The sequence below is a fragment of the Kovacikia sp. CALU 1929 genome (assembly GCF_056784235.1).
This window is the reverse complement of the sequence record NZ_JBXBCF010000097.1, coordinates 151593-177802: the sequence shown is the minus strand read 5'-3', so window position 1 is coordinate 177802 and position 26210 is coordinate 151593. Positions and strand designations below refer to the sequence as shown.

The 26210-nt window shown below is 49.8% G+C and carries 25 protein-coding genes; 11 read left to right on the top strand and 14 right to left on the bottom strand.

The window, feature by feature from the left end:
* The first annotated feature begins 11 nt into the window (after window positions 1-11).
* A complete protein-coding gene (locus AC1S52_RS27525; protein WP_482032241.1) occupies window positions 12-1370 on the top strand; it encodes a recombinase family protein in 1359 nt (452 codons plus the stop codon).
* A 69-nt stretch (window positions 1371-1439) separates the two neighbouring features.
* Here the strand turns inward: AC1S52_RS27525 and AC1S52_RS27520 are convergent, their stop codons facing one another.
* Window positions 1440-1811, bottom strand: a complete 372-nt coding sequence (locus tag AC1S52_RS27520; protein WP_482032240.1) for a hypothetical protein — start codon at window positions 1809-1811, stop codon at window positions 1440-1442.
* A gap of 476 nt (window positions 1812-2287) precedes the next feature.
* Here AC1S52_RS27520 and AC1S52_RS27515 point away from each other — a divergent pair, with 476 nt between their 5' ends.
* The 4 genes from AC1S52_RS27515 (at window position 2288) to AC1S52_RS27500 (ending at window position 7326) form a co-directional block, all read left to right on the top strand.
* On the top strand, window positions 2288-2449 hold the full coding sequence (locus AC1S52_RS27515) for a hypothetical protein (protein WP_482032239.1): 162 nt from the start codon (window positions 2288-2290) through the stop codon (window positions 2447-2449).
* Window positions 2450-2500: 51 nt separating this feature from the next.
* On the top strand, window positions 2501-4435 hold the full coding sequence (locus tag AC1S52_RS27510) for a GTPase family protein (RefSeq protein WP_482032238.1): 1935 nt from the start codon (window positions 2501-2503) through the stop codon (window positions 4433-4435).
* Between the two features lie 196 nt (window positions 4436-4631).
* Window positions 4632-5588, top strand: coding sequence for a serine hydrolase (locus tag AC1S52_RS27505; RefSeq protein WP_482032237.1), 957 nt, complete (start codon window positions 4632-4634; stop codon window positions 5586-5588).
* A 418-nt stretch (window positions 5589-6006) separates the two neighbouring features.
* Window positions 6007-7326 (top strand): hypothetical protein, encoded by a 1320-nt coding sequence (locus AC1S52_RS27500; RefSeq protein ID WP_482032236.1) that lies wholly within the window; start codon window positions 6007-6009, stop codon window positions 7324-7326.
* A gap of 135 nt (window positions 7327-7461) precedes the next feature.
* On the opposite strand, the gene AC1S52_RS27495 is transcribed toward AC1S52_RS27500, so the two are convergent.
* Window positions 7462-8775, bottom strand: a complete 1314-nt coding sequence (locus AC1S52_RS27495; protein ID WP_482032235.1) for an ABC transporter substrate-binding protein — start codon at window positions 8773-8775, stop codon at window positions 7462-7464.
* A gap of 130 nt (window positions 8776-8905) precedes the next feature.
* On the opposite strand from AC1S52_RS27495, the gene AC1S52_RS27490 reads away from it, so the two are divergent.
* Complete coding sequence (locus tag AC1S52_RS27490) at window positions 8906-9796, top strand: S66 peptidase family protein (protein ID WP_482032234.1); 891 nt, start codon at window positions 8906-8908, stop codon at window positions 9794-9796.
* 45 nt (window positions 9797-9841) lie between these two features.
* Here AC1S52_RS27490 and AC1S52_RS27485 read toward each other — a convergent pair whose 3' ends face one another.
* The 4 genes from AC1S52_RS27485 to AC1S52_RS27470 all read right to left on the bottom strand — a co-directional run bounded on the left by AC1S52_RS27485 (window position 9842) and on the right by AC1S52_RS27470 (window position 12991).
* Window positions 9842-10012 (bottom strand): hypothetical protein, encoded by a 171-nt coding sequence (locus AC1S52_RS27485; protein WP_482032233.1) that lies wholly within the window; start codon window positions 10010-10012, stop codon window positions 9842-9844.
* Between the two features lie 120 nt (window positions 10013-10132).
* Window positions 10133-10528 carry a peptidoglycan-binding domain-containing protein gene (locus tag AC1S52_RS27480; RefSeq protein WP_482032232.1) on the bottom strand — a complete coding sequence of 132 codons (396 nt, stop codon included), beginning with the start codon at window positions 10526-10528 and terminating at the stop codon, window positions 10133-10135.
* 478 nt (window positions 10529-11006) lie between these two features.
* Window positions 11007-11804, bottom strand: a complete 798-nt coding sequence (locus AC1S52_RS27475; RefSeq protein WP_482032231.1) for a cobyrinic acid a,c-diamide synthase — start codon at window positions 11802-11804, stop codon at window positions 11007-11009.
* A gap of 98 nt (window positions 11805-11902) precedes the next feature.
* Window positions 11903-12991, bottom strand: a complete 1089-nt coding sequence (locus tag AC1S52_RS27470) for an EAL domain-containing protein (protein ID WP_482032230.1) — start codon at window positions 12989-12991, stop codon at window positions 11903-11905.
* A 317-nt stretch (window positions 12992-13308) separates the two neighbouring features.
* Here AC1S52_RS27470 and AC1S52_RS27465 point away from each other — a divergent pair, with 317 nt between their 5' ends.
* Together AC1S52_RS27465 and AC1S52_RS27460 are read left to right on the top strand one after the other, a co-directional pair.
* A complete protein-coding gene (locus AC1S52_RS27465) occupies window positions 13309-16446 on the top strand; it encodes an O-linked N-acetylglucosamine transferase family protein (RefSeq protein ID WP_482032229.1) in 3138 nt (1045 codons plus the stop codon).
* 178 nt (window positions 16447-16624) lie between these two features.
* Window positions 16625-16966, top strand: a complete 342-nt coding sequence (locus tag AC1S52_RS27460; protein ID WP_482032228.1) for an ArsR/SmtB family transcription factor — start codon at window positions 16625-16627, stop codon at window positions 16964-16966.
* Window positions 16967-17069: 103 nt separating this feature from the next.
* Here the strand turns inward: AC1S52_RS27460 and AC1S52_RS27455 are convergent, their stop codons facing one another.
* From AC1S52_RS27455 to AC1S52_RS27435, 5 genes are all read right to left on the bottom strand, one after another.
* On the bottom strand, window positions 17070-17744 hold the full coding sequence (locus AC1S52_RS27455) for a GerMN domain-containing protein (RefSeq protein WP_482032227.1): 675 nt from the start codon (window positions 17742-17744) through the stop codon (window positions 17070-17072).
* Window positions 17745-17855: 111 nt separating this feature from the next.
* Window positions 17856-18662, bottom strand: coding sequence for an LmeA family phospholipid-binding protein (locus tag AC1S52_RS27450; protein WP_482032226.1), 807 nt, complete (start codon window positions 18660-18662; stop codon window positions 17856-17858).
* 55 nt (window positions 18663-18717) lie between these two features.
* Complete coding sequence (locus AC1S52_RS27445) at window positions 18718-19476, bottom strand: class I SAM-dependent methyltransferase (protein WP_482032225.1); 759 nt, start codon at window positions 19474-19476, stop codon at window positions 18718-18720.
* Window positions 19477-19634: 158 nt separating this feature from the next.
* Window positions 19635-21002, bottom strand: a complete 1368-nt coding sequence (gene trxB / locus AC1S52_RS27440; RefSeq protein ID WP_482032224.1) for a thioredoxin-disulfide reductase — start codon at window positions 21000-21002, stop codon at window positions 19635-19637.
* A 205-nt stretch (window positions 21003-21207) separates the two neighbouring features.
* Window positions 21208-21759, bottom strand: coding sequence for a DUF2854 domain-containing protein (locus tag AC1S52_RS27435; protein WP_482032223.1), 552 nt, complete (start codon window positions 21757-21759; stop codon window positions 21208-21210).
* Window positions 21760-21971: 212 nt separating this feature from the next.
* Between AC1S52_RS27435 and AC1S52_RS27430 the strand changes: the two genes are divergently transcribed.
* Both AC1S52_RS27430 and AC1S52_RS27425 read left to right on the top strand, forming a co-directional pair.
* On the top strand, window positions 21972-22229 hold the full coding sequence (locus tag AC1S52_RS27430) for a hypothetical protein (RefSeq protein WP_482032222.1): 258 nt from the start codon (window positions 21972-21974) through the stop codon (window positions 22227-22229).
* Window positions 22230-22289: 60 nt separating this feature from the next.
* Window positions 22290-22472, top strand: a complete 183-nt coding sequence (locus AC1S52_RS27425; protein ID WP_482032221.1) for a hypothetical protein — start codon at window positions 22290-22292, stop codon at window positions 22470-22472.
* A 53-nt stretch (window positions 22473-22525) separates the two neighbouring features.
* Here AC1S52_RS27425 and AC1S52_RS27420 read toward each other — a convergent pair whose 3' ends face one another.
* Together AC1S52_RS27420 and AC1S52_RS27415 are read right to left on the bottom strand one after the other, a co-directional pair.
* Window positions 22526-22963, bottom strand: a complete 438-nt coding sequence (locus AC1S52_RS27420) for a response regulator (protein WP_482032220.1) — start codon at window positions 22961-22963, stop codon at window positions 22526-22528.
* Between the two features lie 159 nt (window positions 22964-23122).
* Complete coding sequence (locus AC1S52_RS27415) at window positions 23123-24127, bottom strand: sigma-70 family RNA polymerase sigma factor (RefSeq protein ID WP_482032219.1); 1005 nt, start codon at window positions 24125-24127, stop codon at window positions 23123-23125.
* A 518-nt stretch (window positions 24128-24645) separates the two neighbouring features.
* Here AC1S52_RS27415 and AC1S52_RS27410 point away from each other — a divergent pair.
* The gene (locus AC1S52_RS27410) at window positions 24646-25680 is read left to right on the top strand and encodes a WD40 repeat domain-containing protein (RefSeq protein ID WP_482032218.1); all 1035 of its coding nucleotides are present in this window, start codon (window positions 24646-24648) and stop codon (window positions 25678-25680) included.
* A 197-nt stretch (window positions 25681-25877) separates the two neighbouring features.
* Here AC1S52_RS27410 and AC1S52_RS27405 read toward each other — a convergent pair whose 3' ends face one another.
* Window positions 25878-26207: a peptidase associated/transthyretin-like domain-containing protein gene (locus AC1S52_RS27405; RefSeq protein WP_482032217.1), complete on the bottom strand. Its 330-nt coding sequence runs from the start codon at window positions 26205-26207 to the stop codon at window positions 25878-25880.
* Window positions 26208-26210: the final 3 nt, after the last annotated feature.

Sequence of the window (26210 nt, the reverse complement as noted above, 5' to 3'; positions counted from 1 at the left end):
TTTCCTTTTGCATGAGAATCATTGCTTATCTCTACAGCAATCCCCTGCTCGAAGCCATACCAGACCCCACTAGCTGGGGTTGGGAAGTGGATAGGGTGTATCAAGATAGGGCAGTAGAAATTACACCTGACCCCAGTAAACGGAAAGAGGCAAAAAATACTACCCATCATTCCCGTCCTCAATGGCGACAGTTATTGCAGGACTGCCAGCGCCAGCCCGCCGATTACCTGCTGTTGCAACGGTTAGATAACCTGGGGGACTCCGTTCAGGAACTGGGCGATCGCCTTGCCGAACTCGAAGCCCTCAACATCCGCCTGATCCTGCTCGAATCGACCCCAGACCCGCACCCGCTCCAAACTACTGACCTTCAGGCAGACCTGCTCAAGCTTCTGCAACAGTTGCAACAGCAACAGCAGAGTCGTCGTATCCGGCAAGGTCACGCCCGCAACCGAATCAAAGCGATGCCACCGCCAGGAAAAGCTCCCTATGGCTACCGTCGCAGCAAAACCCGTTACACCGTCGATCGCGCCACTGCCCCCGTTGTGAAGGATTTTTTCGAGCAGTTTTTGCTTTACGGTTCTCTCAGTGGAGCAGTTCGTTACTTAGCAAAGCGCTATAGCAAGAAGATTTCAGTCTCGACTGGGCACCGTTGGTTGACGAATCCGGTTTATCGGGGTGACCTGGAATATCATAATGGCGAGATTGTGCCGAACACTCACGAAGCCATTATTTCGCGGGACGAAGCTGCTCAGGTCGATCGCCTGTTGCGTCGGAACCGCCGCCTGCCTGCCCGTACCGCCAGTGCCCCGCGATCGCTGGCTGGACTTGTTACCTGTAGCGAGTGTCAGTCCCCCATGACCGTCACCCGCGTTACCACCCCCCGTAAAGACCAGGAGTATCTTTATCTGCGCCCCAGCGGCTGCACCCGACAACCCAAATGCAAACTCATCCCCTATGAGCAGGTTTTGCAGCAGACAATTGAGCGCATCTGTACAGACCTGCCCCGCGCGGTTTCCGGTGCTCCATTGCCCGACATGGATCGGATCAAGCAAGGGATTGAAGGGGCGATCGCTGCCAAACAGGCAATTCTGGAGCAACTTCCCCCCCTCTTTGCCACTGGCGTTTTAGACCAGGAAACCGCCGATCTGAGGGCATACAAACTCCGTACCGAAATGGCTGAACTACAAGCAAAACTCTCCCAGTTGCCCCCTGTTAATCTGAAAGCGATCGCCCAAACAGTCTCCATTCCCCAATTCTGGCTCGACCTTTCCGAATCGGAACGGCGCTTTTACTTCCGTGAATTCCTCCGGCAAATCGAACTGGTCAGGCAGGAAACCGACTGGGAACTGAGGTTAGGGTTTATTTTTTAAGCTAACTCTAACAAATGCGGTGTTGGCAGTCTTGCCTCCGTTTGAACCTTTGAGATCCAAAGCTGATTTTCATTGCCCCTCATGCCGATAAATATCAATCTCGTCTACATGCACTTCAAGCGGCATGTCCGTGCCTGTTAGAGGACAGATCCGAATCCAGGCATTTTCGCAGAACCGCGCCAGTTGATGCCCCAAAGGAATGAGATTGTTTAGCACTCGCCAGTTGGTTGAGCCATCGGGACAAGCAATCACCAGAGTTAGAGCAGAAGTATTGATGGACATGTACCACTCACAAGCGATCAGAATCGACTGGGTCACCCCATCACAGGCTTCGTACAAGCAGCGGGCAACAGCAGCTTCCAGTTGGTGTCGTAGGACTTCATCAGAGGTAGTGGTTTGGGCAGGCGGTAAATCATCAGGAGGGAGATTGAGATCAGGCATTGCCGAGGGTTCCTTTTAGCTGTTAACCGCAAACAAAACATTCTCAAGTGCTTTTCCAAGGACAGTTTTAACGCTACCAAGCATAATTACAAGCAGTCCATTAGGTAGAACTCTATGTCCTCAAAAAATTGCGAAAAAAGATTTAGCAAAGAATTACCGCAATATCTGTACAACTGTTCCCCCCATCGTTGCCATAGGATACAGCGAAACTCTTGTAAGACCCTACATTAAATCAAGTTTAATCTTTAAGGTAGAGTTCATCAGGGGTTGAAATCCGATATCCCCACAATATTTTTAGAAAGCCAATAGCGATAGGGCTAAACAGAACCTTCTCAGGCTCTACTTCCTAGATTTAGATGTGATTTCAATCATGAATTCAGGTGATTAAGATCCTATTTTAATCCCGTTATCAGTCACGTCTCAGACTTAAGGAAGATGACATAACTAGATCACCTGAATATCTTCCTGAAATCGCCATGTCTGACTCATTACTAAACAAAAGCGCAGTTGTGGTGAACGCGATCGCCATTACCGCTGCCCTGGCTATCCTCTCTGGTCAACTCCGATTGGGTTCATTACCTCACCAAGTCAAATTGAATTCCAACTTCAATCCAATTCAATTTGGTTTCCGTCCTTAACTGCCTGGTTGCCAACCTGCACGAGTCTCTTATGGCTCTTACAATAGGGAAATGGTCACGCAGGCGAAGGCAATGGTGCGACTCAAGCTCTGGCAATGGCTATTACTGGCACTTCCGATCGCAGTAATCGTCAGCTTTTTGATGGTGGCAGCAGGACTTCAGATTCACCAGTGGGGAATTAGCTGGGTCTGGGGAATTTTTGTTGTCCTATTCGTAGGCTGGCGCTGGCTATTGGTCACCTGGACTCAACCAGCATTGGCACAGGTGAAGGCAGTTGTAGACGAAATGACGGAAGAACTGGAAGCCACCACGGCTGCACCCTCAACGGTGCCCGCTGGTAAAGCTGCCCAGGAAGCAGAAGCCGCCCTTGAAAAGATTTTGCAGGAAGCCCGCAACGATGCGCCCCTGTGGGAAAACGGGAATCAGTTTTGGCAGCGTTGTCAACAGTTGGTTGAGGCGATCGCCCGTGCTTACTATCCCCAAGTCGAACATCCCCTGCTGAATATCTATGTACCTCAGGCATATCGCTTGATCCGGGGCACTATGGATGACCTGGATCAGTGGATGCAGAAGCTAGCACCTGCCCTGAACCAGGTGACTGTGGGACAAGCTTACCAGGCATATCTGATTTATAAAAAGCTAGAGCCGTCTGCCCGCAAAATCTGGCAAGTCTGGAACTGGTCACAATGGCTCCTCAACCCCGCCGCCGCTGTTGCCAAAACCGCTACTCAAGGCTACGGAGAGCGGGCAAATCAGCAACTTCTAGCAAACTTGAGCCAGCTCTTACGAGAAGCAGCCTTAAGAAATTTGGGCAGGCAGGCGATCGCCCTCTACGGGGGTACCTCACTCCCTGGGCTGGATTTAGCCCCGACTCAAACCCCCACCCTACCCAAGGCTGAAACGCAAACATTACGCGACATTCTGACCCGGGCAGAGCCACCAGAAACCGTTGAACAAAAACCGCTCAACCTTTTGCTGGTTGGACGAACCGGCGCAGGTAAGAGTAGCTTGATTAACACCCTGTTTGTAGATTACCGGGCTGCGGTAGATATGTTGCCCAGTACAGAACAGGTGCAGGATTATCACTGGCAGACAGAAACCGGAGCAACTATGACTCTGTGGGATAGTCCCGGGTACGAACAAGTCGATCGCCCCGATTTACGCGAACAGGTGCTTGACTATGTAACAAAAGCAGATCTGCTACTGCTAGTTACGCCTGCCCTTGACCCTGCCCTCCAAATGGACGGGGATTTCCTCAAAGATGCCAGGGATATCGTGGCTGACCTACCGATCATTACCGTTGTGACCCAGGTAGATCGTCTGCGTCCCATCCGAGAATGGGATCCTCCCTATGATTGGGAAAGGGGCGATCGCCCAAAGGAAATTGCTATCCGGGAAGCCACAAAGTACCGGACCCAACTACTAGGTAATTTTTGTAATGCGGTTGTGCCTATTGTTACAAGTGATTCGGTTAGCGGTCGTCCCTCCTGGAATGCCGATATTTTATCGCTAGAGCTATTACAGGCGATCGCCCCCACCAAGCAGTTGCGCCTCGCCCGTTTTCTCCGCAACCTGGAAGCTCGCACTGTGGGTGCTGCCAAAATTATTGACCATTACACCTTCCAGATGACGACTACTCAGGGGCTTACCAGTTTGCTCAAGAGTCCTGTCCTGACCTTTCTTTCCACGTTAACCACGGGTTCACCAACCCTGGCATATCTACTGGCAGAAAAGATCCCGGTTGAGCAACTCCCCTTGGTGATCGGCAAACTTCAAATGGCTTACGACCTGTTTTCCCTACTCAGCGAAAGCGACCCCAACGCCCCCAGTTTTGATATGCTCTCCCTCTGGACTCTTCTGCTAGACAACGACACCCCTCCCGATCGCAACGCCTGGGCATTTGGTCACGCCGTCACCGAATACTTCACCCAGTCTCTAACGACGGAGCAACTGTGGGAACGGTTTAAGTTTTACCTGAAGGGATGAGGAAATAGGGGTTGGGAATTAATTCAAAGTTGAGAGTTTTGAGTTAAGAGTTTTGATCTGTAAAGTTGATGGGGAATGGGGAGGAAGCTGAAGGCTGTATGGCTCTGTCTACTGACCACTGTTACCAACCCTATCGCCCCCTCCCTCCCCTAACAACCAACAACTAAAAATTCCTCACCCCTCACCCCACTAATCCATGTTTTTCCATAAAGATGAGCAACTGGAAGCGTTAGGCGATCGCGTCCTGGAAAGTACCTGGGCAGAGTTTCCGGGACTTGCTCGGAATCAGATATCACTGACTTGGTTGGTCTACGATCCCCCTGCCCCGGTCAACACGGGTGGGGCGCTGAGTGCCACAGAATTCTGGCAATACTCACCCCGTGGTTACAGCTATCGGGGAGTCGAGCGCATTTATCCCGCTAGTGTGGTCAAACTGTTCTATCTGGTTGCTATCCACGAGTGGCTAGAGCGAAGTATGGTGCAGACTTCGGTAGAACTGGAGCGGGCAATTCGCGACATGATTGTAGATTCCAGCAATGATGCAACGGGTCTGGTAGTCGATGTGCTAACGGGTACCACCAGCGGTCCTGAATTACCTTCTGGTCCGTTTGAGACGTGGAAACAGCAGCGTAATCTGGTGAATCGCTACTTTCAGTCCCTCAATTGGGAAGAACTGGAGACGATTAACGTCAACCAGAAAACCTGGTGCGATGGTCCCTACGGGCGCGAACGGATCTTCTATGGCGAACTGATGGAAAATCGCAATATGCTAACGACGATCGCCACAGCCCGGTTATTGCACAGTATTGTCGGTGGAGTGGCGGTATCCCCAGCGCGATCGCAGGCGATGATGAAACTGATGCGGCGATCGCTGAATCCTGAACATCTGGCAGCCGATCCCGAAAATCAAGTCACTGGCTTTTTAGGAGCAGGACTGCCTCTAGAGACGTGCATCTGGTCAAAGGCAGGTCTGATGAGCCGGGTTCGTCATGATGCTGCCTACGTTGAACTTGCCAATGCTCGTCCTTACCTATTAGTTGTGTTCATTGAAGGCACGGAACATAGCCAGAATGAAGCGATTTTGCCATCGATCTCGCGATGGGTTGCGGAAGCGGTAGTATTCCTGGGACAGGGACCAGTAGCTGAGAATTAATATCAATAAATCTGCCAGGCTAAGGCTTGGTCAGTTGCTTACCAGCAAGTTCAATCAATGATCCCCTACAACAAACTATGAATATAGATCGTTGGATTGATTTTAGTCTTGTAAAATTCTGACAGTTAGGTACAAATCATTTAGATAGGTTCAGTCAAATCAGGGTTGAAAGTATCTGCCCGATGGGCGAGGCGCTTTTAACAGGAAATGTTCAATATCTGACTAAGCTCAAATATTGCAGTCTGAACATAAGCAGTCCCAGTATCTAAATCCGAACTAAACCTCATCCAAATTGAGAACTGGAGATTTTTTCCAGGAAAACCCACGGGTTTCTAAGTTGGTGAAGTTTACTATCAATTTGGACTAGATCCTGTGGGGTGAAAGTCAAGCGAATTCATTAGTGTGTGGAGAAGTGAACGTGAAAGAAACCCTTGTGCTCAAACGGATGCTTTTATCAGTTAGCCTCGCCGTTTCTGCGATCGCCTGTGGGCAGTTTTCAGCCAAGGCTCAGGTCTCTGAGACAACCACATCAGAAACCTTTCGGAATAGACTGCAAACGACTGCTCAAGTGATTGATCAGAATGCAGTGAAACCAAACACCGAGGCTACAGAAAGTCCAATCAACTTAGAGCAGCTTGCCTCGGTTGCCGCCAGCCTGAAAGAGATTTCAGCCCCCGAGCCAGAAGCTTCTGCTGAAGCCGCTCAATTTGAGCCTACCCAGCCATCCGCCTCGATTCCAGCCCCAGGCACTGCTTCAACGTCTACATCTGGTTTTTATGCTCAGTCTTCAGAACCTGTTCCCGGTACTCCCGGAGAACCACTTGAGCCTGCTCCGGTAGAGACTACCCCATTAGAGGTTCCCGCTGCCGTAGAAACCCGTTACCGATTTAGCTACGTTGGGGTCGGGGTAAACCTGGGAGCAGGTAGCGGCGATACGGCTTTAGGAGAAGTCAGCTTTGCTGCCTTCAGTAAGTTTGCCTTCAGCCCCTATTTCTCTTTCCGCCCAGCCATCCTGGTTTCTAATGATGTGTCCTTTCTGTTTCCGGTGACTTACGATTTCCCAAATCGGGGTCCGGGCAGTATCTCTCCCTATGTGGGCGCAGGGGTAACCTTTGCAACCGGCAGAAGTGGCAATGCCGACTTGTTATTGACCGCGGGTTTGGACTATCCCCTTAACCCTGAACTGGCAGCCACCGTTTCCGTCAATGTTTCTCCGATCAACAAGTTTGACATTGGTTTCATCATTGGCCTGGCATATACCTTTGGCACTGAAACAATTACAACACCGGCGATCGCCGTTGGTGACATCGTTCCCGATCTACCACCCCGTCAAAATCCAAGTTATCTGGGGGGTGGGGTCAACTTTGGAGCCGGGGGTGACAGCGCCCTGGGACGGATCAGTGGAGCTATTTACAGCAAGATTGCTCTGGGTTCTTATTTCTCATTTAGACCAGGTCTTCTCATCTCACGCAATGTGACGTTCCTGCTGCCCGTCACCTACGACTTTGATGTAATTAACCTGTCAGAGTACATCCGCATTGCTCCCTACGCTGGGATTGGCGCTTCTTTCTCCACAGGAGATGACAGCAATGCCGATATGTTGTTAACTGGCGGGATTGATATTCCCATCAGTGATCAATTTGCTGCCACCCTCGGCGTTAACATCGGTCCCATTGATACGTTTGACATTGGCTTTCTGCTAGGGCTTGCCTATACCTTTGGACCGTTTGCTCGATAGATCAGGGATCAAAAGGCAAAGGGCAACCAGTGGGTGTCGAGTACAGGGAAATTAGTTGCTAGTTGTTGGTTATTAGACTAGACCTCTAATGACTAACAACTAACAACGACCGACTGTTCACCCCACACCTATCCTTTATTTTGGACTCACCTTGCCAACGACGTTTGTTTTGCCGTCCTCTCCCACCTGCCAAACATCGTAGCTGCCAACCACGTCTCCATTTTCATCAATATCAACGTTGCCGCTGGCTCCCTGGTAATTGATCTCCTGTCCTGCTTGCAGAAGTTTTAAGGCTTCACAAACATCGGTGACCTCCGTTCCAGGAGCATTGGCAACGTCCCGAATTCTGCTGCTAATCCCTTCACCCGTATTAGACTTTGCGGCTTGGGCTGCCAGGACTAATAAAGCGGCTGCATCCCAGGAATGGGGGACATAAGCGCTCACGGGTCTGTTTTTCTTCTCTTGCCAAAGTTTCGTCAGCGCCTCTAACGCTTTGCCATCAGCACCGGGCACGGTTCCCATTGCCCCTGCCAGAATGAACCTGCCGTCGGCTGTTTTGCCAACCTGCTCAGGAAAGTCGGGAGAGTAAACCCCATCGGTCAGCAAAATTTGTACCCCTTTACTAAGCCCCTGCTCAAAGGCTGATTTCAGCAGCAAACTGCCGGTTTCAGCATAAAGAACGGCTGCCACCGCATCGGGATTGCCAGAAAAGGCTGCCTGTACCTCAGTGTCAAAGGTCGTTGCTTTGGGATCATAGCGAGTGGGGCGGCTTGCATTCGTGATCTTGCCACCCGCTTTTTGAAATGCCTGCACAAATTCCCGCTCGAAGCCAACTCCATAATCGTTATTAATCACAATCGTCGAGGCGGTTTTGGCTCCCTTTTCGCCTGCCAATCTTGCTAATGCCTGTGCCTGGTAAGTGTCTGGTGGGGCTGTCCGTGCCCAAAAGCCTTGAAATTCACCCTTTTTCGCCCGCTCTGTAAAAACGGGACTGGTACTGCCGGGGGAGATTAGCATGACCCGATTGCGAACGGCTACAGGGATGGCAGCCGTTGAAACGCTGCTGGCAAAGGAGCCAACCACCCCTGCCACTTTTTCCACTTCAGCCAAACGGGTCATCGCTTCTAGCCCAGCTTCTGGGCTGGTCTGGTCATCGGCATTGGGAACCAATGTCACAGGAGCACCATTGACTCCACCACACTGATTGACCGCATCTACCAACAGGGGTACCGCATCCAGCATCGGTTGCCCAATGGAGGAAAGGTCGCCAGTTGCAGGGAGTAGGGAACCAATCTTTAACCCGCCTGTATCACCTGTTGCTGGGGAAGTTCCCTGCTGGGGCGGGGCGGTTTCCTGACAGGCAGCAGCAAGAATACCCGTCACCAGAGTCAGCGTTGCCAGAATGATTGCTCTACCGGGTTGAAGGGGGCTGGAAGTGAATCGTTTCATTGTGATCCCTAAACTCCTGACTTTCCATCACGATCGCATTGGGCATTAAGAATTAAACGATACCATTCTCGTGAACGCCCTTCCCCATAAAGCGGTACAGTTTTTGGAACTCGTTTTACCCTGTTCTTTTATGAAACTTTGTACCCCTCCCCTTCCTTTGAAACCGGGTGACCTATTGCGTGTCATTGCTCCCAGTGGCACTTTGCGAGAGTTGGAAGCGTTTCACAAAGGGGTAGAAATCTGGCGATCGCGGGGCTACCGGGTTGAGTTGACTCCCGGCTTTGATGACCGTTGGGGGTATCTGGCAGGTACAGACGAAAATCGCCGTCACCAGCTTCTCACGGCAGTGAATGATCCAGACTGTCGCGGGATCTTGTGTGCGCGGGGTGGTTATGGGGGTGCCCGCTTGCTGGAGAACTGGGAATGGCACCTGCCAGAACCTAAATGGCTGGTGGGGTTTTCTGACATCACCAGCCTCTTGCTCAGCCTCAGCCACCAGGGAATCTCAGGCGTTCATGGTCCCTTACTGACAACCCTGGCAGCAGAACCCGCCTGGTCGGTTGAGCGCCTGTTCGACTGGGTAGAAGGGCGATCGCTGCCTCCCCTCAAAGGAACCGGTTGGGGCGGTGGCAAAACCACAGGCATCCTTTTACCCGTGAACTTAACGGTGGCTACGAATCTGTTGGGTACCCCAATTCAGCCCAATTTCTCCGAGGTCATTCTCGCGATTGAAGATGTGGGAGAGGCACCCTACCGGATTGATCGGATGTTGACCCAGTGGCGATTGGGTGGGTTTTTCCAGCCGATCAAAGGGATTGCCATCGGGCGGTTCAGCCAGTGCCATCCCCCTGCGAACATTCCCAGTTTCACCGTTGAAGAGGTGCTGCGCGATCGCCTGGGCAATTTGGGCATCCCTGTGGTCGCCAGTCTTCCCTTTGGACATGATGGGGCAAATGCAACCCTGCCCGTCGGTGTAACCGTGGAATTGGATGGGGATTTGGGTAGCTTGAGCATGATTTGATTCGTCGGGGCAGATCACTGGGTATCAACCCCAACTTGAGCTGATTTAAGGAACTTGGGCGATCGCGGGTGCCGGGGGTACAGGCATGGACAATTGCGAAAAATGCTGCCCATTTGAGTTTAGGGAAGCAGGCTGTCCGCTAAATGTGTTGGCAGTGATGAGGATTGCCACGGTTGCTCCAACAGCAGTTCCAAGTCTGTAAATTGTATTCATCATGGAGGAACTCCTTACAGGTAGACTGCCAGCAAAAGGGGCGTTTGGGGCAGAGGATCTGACAGCAATTTTTTGAAATCGGTAGACCACAGGCATTCAGGCTGGGGACTTTTTGACCCTGAACTATGCCTGCCTCTGCCAGCGACGGAGAAACTCGTCTAAGGTTTTGGCAGGAATTTGACTTTGCAACCATTGCAAAGCTTCAGCCTGATGAGGCAGAGTTTGCGGACTATAAAGCAAACACATATCATCCAAACGAACAGGGAGTTTTCTGCTGCGCAACTCCTTCCAGACAATGGAACCGATCGCCCCATCAGGCACCAGCCCATAATGCTTCTGGAAATGAATAACAGCGGCTTTCGTCGCTGGACCAAAGAAGCCATCCACTAATAAATTGGCTCCCCTCGCATTCAGGAGCTTTTGCAACTCAACCACTGCCGTCCCAAAATCTCCTTCATACAATGCCGGATTGGTCAAAGTGGAAGCGATTTCCTCAGGAAATTCGTAGGTAGCGCTCATTGAAAACCTCTGGATTGAACAAGAGCTTTGGGTGGATATGTTTCAGGTTAAGAAAGGATGGAGAAGAAGTCGGGAAGAGGGAGGGGGAGGGATAAGAGTTGAGAGTTGAGAGTTGAGAGTTTGGAAGCTTAGGGAAATCAGTGAAGGCAAAGGCTAAAGGCTGGAGGCTAGAACACTTGTTATACCTAGCACTCTCTCCCTAGCACCTGCGCCCTGACACCTGACATTTCAGCAACTATAGGTCAGGCTTGCCTGCTTGCAGTCGAGACGACTGCACTACGGAATGGTAGCTAGTGCAAATTCAGACAAGCTTTTTTGTAACCTGTATATTGCCCACCCTACGGGAAGCAAGCTACATCCCCAACTTTTTTCCCCAAGGAGAAGGGAGCCAGAACTCCTGTTCCCTCGCCCCTTGGGCGAGGGCTAGGGTGAGGGCAGAGTTGGGGGTACGCCACAGGCTGGATAACAGGGAAAATACTTATTCGCTATAGGAAAATACTTCCTGCTCCGCTCCAAACACATAGTCATAGTCAAACGCCAGGGAGTGAGCATGACGAATGATTGAAAATCCAAAATTAGTGGTGGTTTCTGTGGTGAAAGTTGCGATCGCCAACTCCACTAATTTCTTATCCCCAATGATAGGTTTCTGCACATAGTAATCTCGTCGAGCGAAAAATAAATGCTCATCCTTAGGAACAATAATTTTATTGATTTTATGCGCGTGTTGGATGGGCTTAACGTAAGTCTGAATAAATTCATCCTGGTTTCTTTGGAGGCGATAGAGCTTTTCATGCTCATACCAGGTCATCCGAAACATCATTTTAATCAGTTCAAATCCCAGAATATAGTTGAACACATTGTTGCGTTCTTCAGTACTCATAACCAGGCGCAAGGCTGATTCTAGATACAGCTCTGGCTGGCAGCGCACATCCTGGGCTGAATGAATATAGAATTGCCGAATATAGCTTCTTAGCAAAGCAGTGGTTAACTCTGTCTCAATCCGAAATTCCTTTAAGTAATCTCTAACCTTTTGTTTGGTATCCCGGTCTTCTAAGACTTTTGAAATCAGCCCATCTGCCGTATAGTCGTCTAAAAAATCCGCCCGCATTTCTGACGTAGCAGCAACCATTAAATGGCAGATTGACAATAAATAACGTCGCTGGATCCAGGGTAAACTTTCAGCCCACCTTTTTGCCTCTGAAGGGAGCCTTGAAAGAATACTTTCAGTATCAATTGGATTGGACGATGGAATGTCTTCGTCCATTGGCATATCCATAGGAGGCAGAGAAAATACTTGAACCGATACCTCTAGTATGCCCAGAGAAATTTAGGGTGAACAAGGGACAGGATGGAGAGTGCAGGCAAGAACCAGGCTCAGCAAGCATTAGACAACTTGAGGGATTCTAAGGAATGTAGCCGTGGGGTGCGTTCGGGTAAGGCAAGCCCAAAGCCTTGCCCATAGTCCACCCCCAGATCCCGACAGAAAGCGATGTCCTCAAGCTCTTCCAGTCCCTCTGCCAGAACAGAAATTCCTAGCTCGTGGGCAGACTGGAGTAGACTCTTGAGCAGAATTTGCTTGAGATGATAACGGCTGCAACCAGCAACCAGTTGCCGATCTAGCTTAATCACATCCGGACGAAACTCCATGAAGAAGTGATCCGTCGAGGCACTGCCGCACAAATCATCGATCGCAAACCGAAACCCCCAGCGCCGCAGTTCAGCCACCATCTGACGCAGTTGGGGACAATTTGCCAGGGCTTCAACTTCGGTTAGCTCAAACACAATTTGCTGGGGCTGAACCCCCAGGTCAAGCACTTGCTGGAAGCTTTGCTCCAGGGAATGAATATCGGTTGTAATGGCGTTGGGCAAAATGTTGATGAAAAAACGCGGCGGGGTTTGGCTGGTAGTGAAGTGAACAGCAAGTACCTGGGCGATCGCCTGAAAACAGCTTGCGCGAGCCAGTTCATCAAATTCGCGGGTCAGATCCATCGACAGAGCCGCATCGATTAGCTGTTGCCCATTAAAGTAAGCCCCTTGGTCACTGATCGCCCGCGCAAGGCATTCATAGGCGACCACATGCCCCTGCTGCAAATCAAAAATGGGTTGGTAGTTGAAGAAAAGTTGCTGCTTCGCCAGAACTTGCAGGAACCAGGCATGTTTGACCGAGTCGGTGATGGTGCTTAATGAAGGGGCATCCAGAAACTCAATCAGCAGAGCCGTCGAGTCCAGGGGCGATCGCGTAATACAATACCGCGAACTGGTTAGACTTTTTTCAGAAAGAGCCTGACTGACCTGCAAAAACACCTGGGAAAGCTGACGGCTTTCTACAGCACGATAGAAAAGCTGCGGTACGGAGGGGATAGACTTGAACCCCAGTCGATGTAGACGATGACTGGCATCCAGGTCATTGGGATGAATGATGAACTTGAGCGGATTAGTCAACAGGGTTACAGAGCACACCACAGGGACATTCCTTGACCGAAACGATTGAGGCTGGCTGTTTCATTGGAAACAACTAATCAGCCTTTTAGCGATTCTCAGACGAGTGCGGTACAAATTAGTGTAAAAAGCCTTGTGAATAAGCAGTTTAACCGTACACACCAATGGGAATTGCTATATGTAACCGACTTTCAGGCGAGGTGACATCCCAATCACGAGAAATAGGAATTCTCTCTAGAGACGACGCTAATATAGCGTACTATGCCGTTCGCTATCTTAAAGTTTTTGACCGAACAATTCCATCTATGGGAATGATAGAAAAGTCAGTCGGGTGAACATCAATGGACTATCAACGTTTTATTGCAGAACTTCCCAAACTCTACAACGATTGGGGGCAGGAGTCCATTCGTCCCCAGGTTGGGCAGTTTCAGGCAGTGATCGAGCAGATAGACGGAATGACCACCGCCAATATTGCCCAATTGCTGAATTTTGCGGTTGCCTGCATGGAACCAGATGAGGTGTATTGTGAAGTGGGCTGCGGGTCTGGCTCTAATCTGATTGGGGCATTGCTAAATCACCCCAACCGCATGGCGTATGCCATTGATACAGAATTTGATCCACCATGCGAAAACCAGGAAAGCCTGATACAAAACCTGGTGCGCTTTAACCTGGAAGAACAGGTGTTTTTTTGCAGTCAGGATTTTGAGGCATTCTTTGCTGATTTACGGGAATTAGAAAGTAGCGATCGCATCGGTGTTTACTTCTATGACGGTGCCCACGATTACCGCTCCCATCTCATGGGCTTGCTATTGGTCAGACCGTTTTTGGCAGAACGAGCCTTGATCATTCTGAACGATAGCAACTGGGATGGGGTACAGCAGGCAACCTGGGACTTCATTGCTGCCCACCGCGAATGTAACCTGCTGTTAGATCTGCCCACCCCTGGCAATGCCCATCCCACCTTTGGAAACGGCATCCAGGTGTTAAGGTGGGATACCCATGCCAGCCATCACCATGACTGGTCAGCCTTAGCACAACAGCGCAAAACGAGATTAATCCAGGCAATTGGCGAGATTCCACCCCTGGATCAAACACCCCAAGCAACCCACCTGGAATCTTTACAGCAGCAAGCCCAGCACTTGCAGGCAACCGGACAACTGGCTGAAGCCGAACAGGTTTACCGAACCATTCTTCAGCAAAACAGTAATCTGGCAAGGGTTTGGCACGCATTGGGCATGGTTTACTTCCAGATGCAGCAGTATGGGGATGCAATTGGAGCATTGTCCAAAGCGCTGGAACTGGATCAATCTAATGCTCCATACCATTACAGCCTGGGGCTAGTGCATGAAGTCCTGGAACAGTTTACTGAAGCGGCGATCGCCTATCAAACCGCGATTGTCCTGGATGCCAACCTGGTTAATGCCTACAGCAAACTGGGCAGCCTGGTGCTCAAACACGGCGATCCTGCTCAGGTAGAGATCATTTGCCAGCAGGGAATTTCGGTTGATCCGCAACACCTGGATAATTACCTGAATTTGGGCGATGCACTCTTGATTCAAAAGAAAGTGGAAGCGGCGATCGCTGCCTATGAAACCGCCTTGCAACTAAAACCTAATGCAATCGACATTCGGCAAAATTTAGAGCTGGCTCGGAAATTTTCTGAAGATGAAGTGCAAGCCTGTATTTTTGCCGGAAATAGTCTCCATCAGCGTCAGCGGTATCGAGAAGCCGCCATCCACTATCAACGGCTACTCGATCTGCAACAAACAGACCTAGATATTTATACGGTTCTAGCGGATTGTTATGAGCAAACCCATCAGTATGAAGCAGTCGTCAGGACTTGTCAGCAAGGAATTTTGCACCATCCGGTTGAGCAGGTTGAACAGTTATCTATCCAACTCATTCAAGCCCTGCAAAAGACCAATCAGACCGAGGAGGCGATCGCCCAGGCAACTCACTATGCCCAGCAGTTCCCAGACAACCCCTACTTCAGATTTCAGCAACACCTCCTCATTCCCCTGATCTATCAAACCACCGAAGAAATCGAACGCTATCGAAGCCACTTCACTCAAGGCTTATCAACCCTGATTCAGGAAACCCTGCCGCTTCTCAGCGAGAGAGGCACCGTCGCACAACGGATCCTTGAAGATGCCCTCAGTCGCCATACTAATTTCTTTCTACCGTACCAAAACGCGAATGTTGTCGAACTCCAAAAACAGTACGGACAGCTTGTTCATCAAGTCATGGCAGCCAATTACCCACAGTGGGTGAAGGCGATCGCGCCGAGGGGGAGTGGAGGGGAAGGGGAGCAGAGGCGTGGAGGCGCAGAGGCGCAAGGGACGAGGGACAAGAACGAAACACCTAGCACTTACCACGTAGCACCCAACAAAATCCGTATTGGCTACATCTCAGGCTGCATGTGGGAACACACGGTTGGCAAGATAATCATTGGTTGGTTCAGGCACCACAACCGAGAACAGTTTGAAATCTATAGCTACTCCCTGTCAGACAAAAATGATTCTCTGACACAGCAGTTCCAGCACTATAGCGATGCCTTCCATCAAATTCCAGATAACTTAGAAGCCATTTGCCAGCAAATTTTGGCAGATCAGTTGGACATCCTGGTATTTTTTGATCTGGGCTTGCACCCTTTAATGACCCAGTTAGCGGCTCTGCGTCTGGCACCCGTGCAATGTACGACCTGGGCGCATCCCATCACGTCTGGACTGCCAACTATCGACTATTTTCTGTCCAATGACTTGATGGAACCAGACAACGCCCAGGAGCATTACTCCGAAAAGCTAATTCGTCTGCCGAATATTGGCATTTCCTTTGCCAAGCCTCAAATCCCTGAACCGACCAAGCCCCGCTCTGCGTTTCAACTGCGGGAGAATGCGGTGGTTTATCTGACTAATCAGATGTTAAGTAAATATTTACCGGAGCAGGATAGGGTACTGACCACTATCGCCCAACAAGTTCCCAATGCCCAATTTGTCTTTGTTGCCCGTCCAAATGTGACGGTTGCCCACGAGTTTCAGCACCGTTTGCAGCAGGCATTTTCTGAAGTAGGACTGGATAGCGATCGCTATTGTGTCATGTTGTCCCAGCTCAATCAGGTGGATTATTGGAATCTGAACCAGCTAGCGGATGTGTTTCTGGACACCTTTGGCTGGTGTGGTGGACAAACCACGCTGGAAGCGGCAGTCTGCAACTTGCCAATCGTCACACGACCAGGAGAGTTTATGCGGGGTCGGCAATCCTACGCCATTCTTGCCATGATGGGTGTTACCGATACCATTGCTCAAACCGATTCAGAATATATCGACATTGCTGTGCGGCTGGGAAAGGATAATGCCTGGAGATCCGCCATCATTAAACGCATGATTGATCGCCATTCCTATCTTTACGATGACACCGCTTGTATGTCTGCGCTTGAAACCTTTTATCGCAGAGTGTGTGGAAAGAGTGGGAACGGATAATCAGCTATTCGTCATTTTGTAATTTCTTCATCCTCCTCAGGTAATAAACCCCAAAAAATAATCATGAAATTCTGACTAAAATGTCGTCTCTAAGTCGTTTGGCTATTGCGATGATAGGGTTCACTGGCTAAAATCTGGGGATCAGTTCCCCTTTCACACAAACTGAATGAAAACTGCAATGCCTGTTTCCCAAGAGGTCGTACAGCAAGTCGCTGAATATTTCAGCGTTTTAGGTGAGCCAATGCGCCTGAAAATCCTGAACCTGCTGAGAGACGGCGAGAAATGCGTACAAGATCTGGTTGAAGCAACCAATACCAGTCAGGCAAACGTATCCAAACACCTGAAGGTGATGGTGCAGGCAGGTATTCTCAGCCGTCGAACCAAGGGCACCCTGGCTTACTACAGTGTGAAAGACGAACTGATTTTTGAACTCTGTAATCTCGTCTGCGATCGCCTCGCCAGTCGCATCGAGCAACAAGCCATTCATTTTCGTGCCTTTAGCTTTGCCGGAAAGCGATGAGGGAGAAGTTGAGAGTTGAGAGTGGAAAGTTGAGAATGGTAAGTCTGGAGTTGAGAGTTCGGATCTGATCCTTTACTCCTCTCTGCCCCTCACACCTCACACCTCAAAACGAAAACTCCTGCTCAAAGCTCTTACGGGTCAAAGGCTGTTCAATTAGTAACCCTTCGCCACCAAGTGTTTTTAAGGGTTCCCCCTCAATCGATAACCAGACCTGGTCATTAGGATTAAGACTAGTAGCGGTATAGAGAACCTGAGCAACCCTTGCCGTCATTGAGGCAGTGCCCCCTCCCGTTGTAAATTCTTTTGATAGATTAATGTGAACACCGTCCTCCCGCACTGTAAAGCTTTGGAGTTGAGTATCGCGGGGAATAGTTGTAGCCGCAGTTGAGTTGGCGGGTCCAGCTAAAAGCTGTTCTAACGCCGCTTTAAGTAAGGAACCCGAGTCACCCGTAGAACTTAGTTTGACTGGAGTAGGAGCTAATTCAATTTCGCCACCCGAACCTTTAAGCCAATAAACTTGCAGGGTTTTCTCTGTCCCAGCGGGTGCTGGTTTAGTCTGGGGTTGCCCGGTTTCAGTTGGTGCAGCAGTGACTGGAGGAAATTTTGGCTCTTCTGTTGGGGATGTGGAATGCTGGGTTGTGGTTGGGGTAGAGGCATTACGGGAAGTGGTATGCCATCCCCATAAAGCAACGGCACTTCCGGTTGCCAGAATTAGCACTGAAATGCCTGCAACCACACCTAGAGGAAAGCGGCGAGTAGATGGTTCACGGTCTTGCATGGGTTTCCTCCTGAAGATGAAGTGCAGTTTTTGGAAAAGAGAGGATGCCTGACTATTACACCTGATCTTGAACGTTTTTGGAAATATTGCAATGAAAGTTGCAATGTCTTTTTAGAAAGCAGTCAGACGGGGATTTGTTCCCGGTGCAACCTGAATAAAGGCTGCCACTTCCATCTGTTTTGGGTCGATTTTAAGTTGCAGAATTCGGGCAGTAATTCCAGATTTCTCTAGCTGACGCAGGTCTGAGCGCTCAAATACACCATCGGCGATCGCCCTGACCAGGTTATCGGGTGCGGGTTCACCATTCAACCGAATGAGCGGATTGATCAGCCGTAGTTGTCGTCCTGCAACCACTTCAATCCCTGACTCAACAAAAATGTCCAGAGTTGCCGGATCATCTTTTTCCCGGACCTGAACGTGTACTTGCAATCGCTGGCTATCTAAAAGGGCGATTTGAGGATTGATCAACTCATAGCGTTGAGCCTGTCTGGCTTGCTGTCTCCCCAGCACCCCGATTCCGGCTTTGCGCAGCCGTTCGACCACAACAGGAGACTGGAATGCTCGCAGAATGTCTTCCTGGTTAATCACAACCCGCACTCCCGTTCTTAGAGGTTGCACCAGCCGGGTTCTGCCGCGCCGCAGCAGGCGACCCGCATCAATCTGAACGGGGTCGGTTTCAACTTCCAGCGCTTCGATGCGCACCCCTTCCAGGGGAAACACGCCTCTTCCAGCAATGCGAATGCGATCAGCTTTTCCCTGCGCCAATTGATAGCTGGGGGCATTGTCAATTCGGACTTGAATCTGCTCAACAGCGGCAAGTTGCTTGCGAATAGCCGTTGCCGCCAGGCGATCGCTGACTCCTCCGACTGGAGAAATCAGCGTGATTAAGCTGGAAAGAAGGATGACTATAATTTCCATAGGAAGCCAAATTGATTCTGATTACATCAGGTTCATCGGGGCGGATCAGGGCGGATCAGCGGCGATCGCGCGGTTTACCAAACACCATGACATGCTGCTGAGGTAAATAACTCTTTGTTTCTAACCAGACCAGCCCCACTGCCGCCATCTCCTTTTTGACCTGTTTTTGGGTCATTTTGTGTAGCCCCTTGATCGGGATGAATGGGTTTTCACCCCGATATTCCACCAGTACAACCCGTCCTTCCGGCTTGAGTGCCTGCACAATCGCCTGCATCATCTCGTAGGGATACTCAAATTCGTGGTATGCATCCACCATCAGCGCCAGGTCAATGCTGTCTGGTTGCAATTGAGGATCAGTTTCGCTGCCCAGCACGGATTCCACATTAGTAATGCCTTCCTCCTCTGCGATCGCATTCAAAATGTCAATCATTTCTGGCTGAATGTCTACTGCCAGAACTTTTCCCTGGGGCACCAAGGGAGCCAGACGGAAGCTGAAATAGCCGGTGCCCGCACCAACGTCAGCCACAACATCAGTGGGTTTCAGGCGCAGGTCATCGATTAGCATCTGGGGCTGTTCTTCCAGGTCACGGGTGGGACGCTCCAACCAACCAGACCCTAAATGCCCCATAACTTCAGAAATTTCCCGCCCCAGGTAAAATTTGCCAATCCCATTCAGATTATGGATTGCCCGTTCCTGATAAATAGAGTCAGCTTCCGGTTGGGCGATCGCGGGTTGAGTACCGCTAATGCCCAGCAGGAGGGCAAAACAGATCGTCCAGATGAGAATGGCCCGGTTTAACCAGTGTGCCCACATATTCCTTACCCACTTGCTCAGTTGCTCAAACGCTCACTGTCTGCCCCTGCTTCTATCCTATTGGTTGACCAGGCTTTAAAGCCTACCCGAAATACAACCGAAATCCCCGGCTTCTGAGTGAAGTCGGGGATTTTATTGACGAGTCCAGTGGAACGGTCTTACATCAAACTTTGGATGGTTTCTCGATACTGGCTTTTTTGCTTCACCCCTTTCAATTCGCCCACCTTATCCTTTTGCTTAAAGAAATGGATGGTAGGAGTGCCGGCTACACCTGCGGCTTCAGCAATCTCCGGATCTTGCTCAATGTCAATTTCGATGTAGTGGATCTTGCCATCAAACTCATCGACCACTTTGCTCAAGATAGGTTTCAGCGTATGGCAGGGACCACATTGGGGAGACGCATACTTGACCATAATCAGGCGATCGCTCTCATGATAGAGCTTACGCAGGGCATAGCTGCCTTCATGGCGCGTCGCATCCACATCAAACCCAACTGCCTGTTCTTCTTCGGTTTTCTTTTGTACCGCTTCTTCAGCAGGTCTTTCAGAAGCTTCGGTCTGGTGAAACTCCTGCGCCAGCCCATTCAGTGACAGCCACCGCTCTGCCAGCATTGCCGCCATACAGCCCGTACCGGCTGCCGTAATTGCCTGCCGAAACTCGTGATCCTGCACGTCTCCAGCGGCAAAAACCCCTTCTACACTGGTTTCTACCGACTCATGGGTGACAATATAGCCCACATCATCCAGTTCAATCTGTCCCTTAAATAGGGAAGTGTTGGGAGTATGCCCGATCGCGTAAAACAATCCCTTAACAGCCAGATCACTTTCCTCGCCGGTCTGGGTGTTGCGAACTTTCACCCCATTCATCACACTCCCTTCGCCAATCACATCCACCGCCTCAGTATTCCAATGCACCGTAATGCGGGGATTCTTAAATACCCGGTCTTGCATTGCCTTACTGGCACGCATCTGCTCCGTCCGCACCAGCATATGGACATGATCCCCATACTTGGTCAGATAGAGTGCTTCCTCTGCCGCCGTGTCACCGCCACCAATAATTGCCAGTTCCGCCCCTCGAAAAATAGGCGTTGCCCCATCACAAATGGCACAGGCAGAAATGCCCCGACTCCAAAACTCACCTTCACAGGGCAGCCCCAGTCGTTTAGCGGTCGCCCCCGTTGCAATAATGACGCTATGGGCACGCACTTCCCGCTCCTCCGAACGGATGACAAACGGGCGCTGGCTAAAGTCAACAAAAGTCACATCTTCTGTAAACAGTTCTGCGCCCCAGCGAATCGCCTGCTCCTTCATCCGATCCATGAGCTTTGGTCCAGTGATGCCTTCAGGAAAACCCGGAAAGTTTTCGACCTCGGTCGTTGTCATGAGCTGCCCGCCAGGAAGTCCCCCAGCTTGAAACCCTTCAAACACAAACGGCTTGAGGTTTGCACGCGCCGCATAAATAGCAGCCGTGTATCCAGCAGGTCCAGAACCAATAATTACTAAATTCTCAACGGTAGGATTTGTCATAGGTTTTGAACGAACTCATAACGACTACGCATAGATTAGCATATTTTAAGTTCTGTTGAGAACTGCTTCGGAAATGTTGCGGTGGGCATGGGGTGAATGAGCTGAACAGATGGGGGTTGAACCAATTCAACTTTGACTAACCAACAAAGACCTCCGAGATTTGGGAAAACCTCGGAGGTCTAAGCAGCACAAAAATTCTGTTCATCTACCCTTTTTCAACCGCTGTCAGTGCCAGATCGATGCGATCGCCCTCTGGTTGGCTAATATCGACCTGCACTCCTGGGGCAAAGAAGCCAGTCATTTTCTGTTGCTTTTGCTGCCAGGTTGCCAGCGAAATTTGAGGTGAATCAAATTCCAACACCAGGGTGTACATACCTTCCCGTTCCTCTTCCCGCAGCCCAATTAGCTCTGGACGTTCTTCATCAGTAGGACTTAAGCCCAGATAGTTGAGAGCGGTATCAAAGTGAGCTTTTTGACCATAGCGGTAGCGGGTGACATCCTGCCGAATCTGATTAAGGGTAGCGGTTGCCTGTTGTTCACGTAGTGTTAATACTGAATCAGGGGTCGGCTGGCTAAAGGTAATTGGCTTCAGTTCAGCCGCTTTGAGGGCAAGTCCACCCAATAGCAATGGAATGCCATAGAAGAAGCCAGCCAGATTGAGAGTCGGATTATTCGTAAAATAAGCTACAAAACCAATGAGTGTAAGCAGCCCTCCCACACTCAGCCCCAACATACCGAGAGATGTTTGACGTAACATAGAAGAAAGTTTTGCTCAAGTTCACATACCGTCATCCTTAGTCTATAGTCTATTATCCCTGCTCTCTGGCGATCGTACAGAGGATAGACCTAAGCACCTCTATGGTTGATTGGCTTACTCAATAGCTCAGAGTTATCACTTGTAACCCAAAAAACAAAAAAAACTCAGTATGCTATTAATCTCTGCTGCATCTTCCTTTATGGATTTCCCCTATGCTCAAGAATGAAACCTGCCCCACGGATCACAAAAGCACCCTACTAGAACAGCTCGACTCGCTCAAGCGAGAGGATGAGATGCTGTACAACATTCTGGCAGTTGATATTTGGGCACTGGCAAAAACAATGGATGAGTATCAACCAGGGTTTTGGGCTGCATTTATGAAAAACCGGGAACAGGCACTCAAACGCTTTATTGATGAAGTGGTCAAAAGTAAGCCTGCGGATGTAAAACGCCCGCCTTTTTTGCGTTAGGGTTAGGTTTGGCGCTGTCGTTTTAGATCCATATAGCAGTGAAGGGAGGCGTTGACTTTTATGACCCCTGAAACAATTCGGGAACAGGTTTCTGTGATTAAAAGCAAACGGGAGGCACTGGTACGGCTACTAGAGCAACCCGATCTCGGCACCTTGAGAATTGATGTGAATCAGGCGATCGAGGAAATGGACGATTTATTGGATGAATTTAAGCTCACTTTTCCTGAGCTAGAAATTAATTAAACATTATCCTCTCAGGATACGAGGAGTGGAAAAAGCCCCACTCCTCCATTGCATTAATAACTGTCAGGGGATTGCTGACTCAACTGCCTGACCATACTGATTAGGTCGTTGGTTGCCGTGTCTTTGGTACAAAAGGCATCAACATTTGCTGTTTGCACCATCACTTCAGTTTGAGGATCATCCAGGGAAGAATAGGCGAGAATTTGAATCTCTGGATAGGTGGCTTTAATCTGAGTGGAAGCACTCAAGCCATCCATGACGGGCATCTGCAAGTCTAGGATAATTACGTCTGGATGGTATTTTTTAGTCAATTCGATCGCCTCCATGCCATTACTTGCTAACCCAACTAATTCAATATCTCGCTGACTACGGAGAGCCAAACTTAAACTAAACCGAGTCAGCTCATGGTCATCAACAACTAAAACACGAACTTTCGATTTGTCGTCGGTTAACATGCAAAACACTGCCATCTGCTGAAGGAATCCACTCACGAATGAGTCTTTTCCAAGCTTAAGCTGACGGATGACAACCCGCCTCTATCATATGAGTTAATTCTCTCCGCGTTTTAGCCGATAAAAGCTGGGGTTCGTCAGTTGACGCAGTTCGTGACCAAGCTGGAGCCTGGTCACGGGACAATCAAGCTCCAAGCCTTACCGAATCCAATCCTTCAGCAATGCCTGACGACGGGGATGGCGAAGTTTGCGCATGGCTTTCGCTTGAATCTGACGGACCCGCTCCCTGGATAAGTGATAAAGTTCGCCAATTTCAGTCAGGGTGTAGTGCTGTCCATCGGTAAGCCCAAATCGCAGCTTGATGATGTCGCGTTCGCGATCGCTCAGGTGATCGAGGACAGAGTTGAGGCGATCGCAAAGCAGCTTGTGATCCAGGTTGTCATTGGGGGCAACGTTATCAGAGTCTTCAATTAACTGCATCAGCTCAGTGTCTTCTTCCCGACCAACCCACGCATGGAGGGAAAGAGTTCCCTGGCTAACATCCAGGACTTGCTCTAACTTATCTTCGTCCAGTTCCAGAGCGGCAGCCAACTCCTGTTTAGTCGGTTTGCGTCCCAATTCCTGCGAAAGCACCTGACGGGCTTTGCGAATCTGGTTTAGCTTTTCGACCATGTGAACGGGCAGACGGACTGTACGGGATTGGGACGCGATCGCCCGCGTTATTCCCTGACGAATCCACCAGTACGCATAGGTTGAGAATTTGTAGCCGCGCTCATAGTCAAATTTTTCAGCCGCCCGCATCAGCCCCATTGCCCCTTCCTGAATTAAATCAAGGAAAGGAACCCCACGATTCAGATACTTTTTGGCAATTGAAACCACCAATCTAAGATTAGCTCTGACTAATCTCCGCTTTGCCTGTTCTGCGCCGGGACCTCCCTTTGCAATTTCCCGAGCCAATTCAATTTCTTGAGCTTGAGTTAGCAGTGGGTAACGTGCCATCTCTCGCAAGAATAGACCCACGGAATCATCCGTTAGCCCCAACCGTTCTGCTTTAGTTGGTTTATAGGAAGACTTGTCTCTGCCTGAATCGACCACCTCCATCTCTTCAATTTCGGTTAAATCGATCGCGAAGTCGATATCAGCAATAGGATCCGATTCAATAATATCTGGTTCGATTGGATCAGAAGGTAAGTTGGCACTCATACTCGCTCACATAAACTCTCAGAAATTGCCGTAAAATTGCCTCCAACTTTAGCAAAGTTTTGCGAAAACGCTCACTTTTTCTAAAAGATCTTTTTAAATTTTTGTGTGCCCCGGATGGAGCATTCGTAAGTTTATAACAAGTTCTTAAAAAAATGCACCATTTATTGAAACCTGTGCAGAATTTATAGATTTGTCCAATCACAATCCAGGGAATCGATCAGGTTTTAAAAACAGTGGCGCTCCGGTTTCGGGTTAGATTTCTTGCATGGAGTTGTTGGGGAAATCCAATGGTGGTAGGGGCAAGGCTAATAATCAAGGGCTAATAAGGTCAGCTTTTTTGCTGATTGACACTTTCTGCATTCGGGTAGATAAATAGCGTTTATAGCTATGAGTTCATCATTGGCAAATTGAGTGGGTAACTTGAGTGGGCAAATTAAGTAGGCAAATTCATGGGCAAATCACATGAGTAAATATGCGTATGGTTTAATAGAGGAAAAACTTTTCCTCAAAATAAAATCATGAGCCAACGACTTTCCTATAGGTATCTGGGTCTTTTGGCAGTGGCAGTCGGACTGGTTGCTGTTAATGAACGTGGTTTATCCCTGGCACCCTCCCCTCAGGTTTTCAGCGCACAGCCTGCTACTCTAGCCGCAGGCACCAAATCGCTTCCGGCTCAATTGGTGAAAACCCTCTCTGGGCATGGCAATACAGTCAATGCCGTTGCGATCGCCCCAGACGGCAATACCCTGATTAGCGGCAGTGCTGACCGCAGCATTCGGCTCTGGAATTTGGGGACCGGCGAAGTACTGAACACCCTTTCCAGCGGCACGGTCAATGCGCTGGCACTTAGCCCGGATGGCAACACGCTGGTCAACGCTGGAACCGATAAAACCGTCAAGCTCTGGAACCTGAGCGAAGGAAAACCTATCCGCACGCTGACTGGCTTTCAGGGAGTGGTGCGATCGGTGGCTGTTAGTCCGGATGGCAAGACGTTAGCAATGGGCTGTTTAGATAAAACGGTTCAGCTTTGGGATCTGTCCAGGGGCGAACTGGTCACCACCCTGACTGGGCACAGTGATTTTGTAACATCCGTTGCCTTTAGCCCAAATGGACAGTGGCTGGTCAGTGGTAGTGGAGGAACCGACCGAACCGTTAGAATTTGGAATCTGGCAACCGGGCAACTGCGGCAAACGATCAATGGACACACCGACTGGGTACTATCTACAGCGGTAAGCCCAGACGGGCAACTTTTTGCTAGCAGCAGTGCTGACAAAACAATTAAGCTGTGGGATCTGGCAACGGGAAAACTGGTCAGAACCCTAACAGGACATAAAGACTGGGTGCGAAAAGTAATATTTAGTCCGGATGGCACCAAAGTAGTCAGCGCCAGCAAGGATTCTACGATCAAGCTGTGGAGTGTCAATTCTGGAAAGCTGCTAGATACCTTGACTGACCATAAAAAACCCGTTTTAGCGATCGCCCTCAGTCCCGACGGACAAACCTTAGTTAGCGGCAGCGAAGACCGCACGATTAAGGTCTGGAAGATTGAGTAGGGGTCAGGTACCAGGGTCAGATACCTTTTATCTTCTAGCTTCTCTTCATTCCCATTAACTTCAAAACTCTCAACTCTTAACTCATACCAATTTGAATTGAAACCACGGCAGATCCCGGTACGGGCTTGGCACTGCTAAGCCCCTCCAGTACTTTGATGTGTCCACAAGTCCGTTTTCGGTATCAAAACTCTTACCACTTACCATCTACCATCCCGTCTGGGTTTCACTGGCTGCAAGTTTACTTTTAGCTGGCGGGTCATCACATGGCAGTCGTCTTTAGCGACATTTACGCCGGTCATCACAAACGTAGCGTATCCATCTCTCGAAACCGTGATGGTGTAGTGACCAGGACGTTCAAAGGCTCCACCATAAATCGTCTGACCTGTAGGGGTGACACCGTTCAGTTCTAAGGTTTCTTGAAAGGTTCCGTCTTTAATCACAATAGTCGCTTCCAGAGGTTTTTCGGTTCTGGAATCAGAGACAACGACGGTAATGGCGGGTTCAATGCTGGGAGTGCAAGGGGGCATTGC

Bases quoted from the DNA above. Each gene is read 5' to 3' on its own strand.
- AC1S52_RS27525 (WP_482032241.1), top strand. From the start codon at position 12: ATGAGAATCATTGCTTATCTCTACAGCAATCCCCTGCTCGAAGCCATA.
- AC1S52_RS27520 (WP_482032240.1), bottom strand. From the start codon at position 1,811: ATGCCTGATCTCAATCTCCCTCCTGATGATTTACCGCCTGCCCAAACC.
- AC1S52_RS27515 (WP_482032239.1), top strand. From the start codon at position 2,288: ATGTCTGACTCATTACTAAACAAAAGCGCAGTTGTGGTGAACGCGATC.
- AC1S52_RS27510 (WP_482032238.1), top strand. From the start codon at position 2,501: ATGGTCACGCAGGCGAAGGCAATGGTGCGACTCAAGCTCTGGCAATGG.
- AC1S52_RS27505 (WP_482032237.1), top strand. From the start codon at position 4,632: ATGTTTTTCCATAAAGATGAGCAACTGGAAGCGTTAGGCGATCGCGTC.
- AC1S52_RS27495 (WP_482032235.1), bottom strand. From the start codon at position 8,775: ATGAAACGATTCACTTCCAGCCCCCTTCAACCCGGTAGAGCAATCATT.
- AC1S52_RS27490 (WP_482032234.1), top strand. From the start codon at position 8,906: ATGAAACTTTGTACCCCTCCCCTTCCTTTGAAACCGGGTGACCTATTG.
- AC1S52_RS27485 (WP_482032233.1), bottom strand. From the start codon at position 10,012: ATGATGAATACAATTTACAGACTTGGAACTGCTGTTGGAGCAACCGTG.
- AC1S52_RS27480 (WP_482032232.1), bottom strand. From the start codon at position 10,528: ATGAGCGCTACCTACGAATTTCCTGAGGAAATCGCTTCCACTTTGACC.
- AC1S52_RS27475 (WP_482032231.1), bottom strand. From the start codon at position 11,804: ATGGATATGCCAATGGACGAAGACATTCCATCGTCCAATCCAATTGAT.
- AC1S52_RS27465 (WP_482032229.1), top strand. From the start codon at position 13,309: ATGGACTATCAACGTTTTATTGCAGAACTTCCCAAACTCTACAACGAT.
- AC1S52_RS27460 (WP_482032228.1), top strand. From the start codon at position 16,625: ATGCCTGTTTCCCAAGAGGTCGTACAGCAAGTCGCTGAATATTTCAGC.
- AC1S52_RS27455 (WP_482032227.1), bottom strand. From the start codon at position 17,744: ATGCAAGACCGTGAACCATCTACTCGCCGCTTTCCTCTAGGTGTGGTT.
- AC1S52_RS27450 (WP_482032226.1), bottom strand. From the start codon at position 18,662: ATGGAAATTATAGTCATCCTTCTTTCCAGCTTAATCACGCTGATTTCT.
- AC1S52_RS27445 (WP_482032225.1), bottom strand. From the start codon at position 19,476: ATGTGGGCACACTGGTTAAACCGGGCCATTCTCATCTGGACGATCTGT.
- trxB (WP_482032224.1), bottom strand. From the start codon at position 21,002: ATGACAAATCCTACCGTTGAGAATTTAGTAATTATTGGTTCTGGACCT.
- AC1S52_RS27435 (WP_482032223.1), bottom strand. From the start codon at position 21,759: ATGTTACGTCAAACATCTCTCGGTATGTTGGGGCTGAGTGTGGGAGGG.
- AC1S52_RS27430 (WP_482032222.1), top strand. From the start codon at position 21,972: ATGCTCAAGAATGAAACCTGCCCCACGGATCACAAAAGCACCCTACTA.
- AC1S52_RS27425 (WP_482032221.1), top strand. From the start codon at position 22,290: ATGACCCCTGAAACAATTCGGGAACAGGTTTCTGTGATTAAAAGCAAA.
- AC1S52_RS27415 (WP_482032219.1), bottom strand. From the start codon at position 24,127: ATGAGTGCCAACTTACCTTCTGATCCAATCGAACCAGATATTATTGAA.
- AC1S52_RS27410 (WP_482032218.1), top strand. From the start codon at position 24,646: ATGAGCCAACGACTTTCCTATAGGTATCTGGGTCTTTTGGCAGTGGCA.
- AC1S52_RS27405 (WP_482032217.1), bottom strand. From the start codon at position 26,207: ATGCCCCCTTGCACTCCCAGCATTGAACCCGCCATTACCGTCGTTGTC.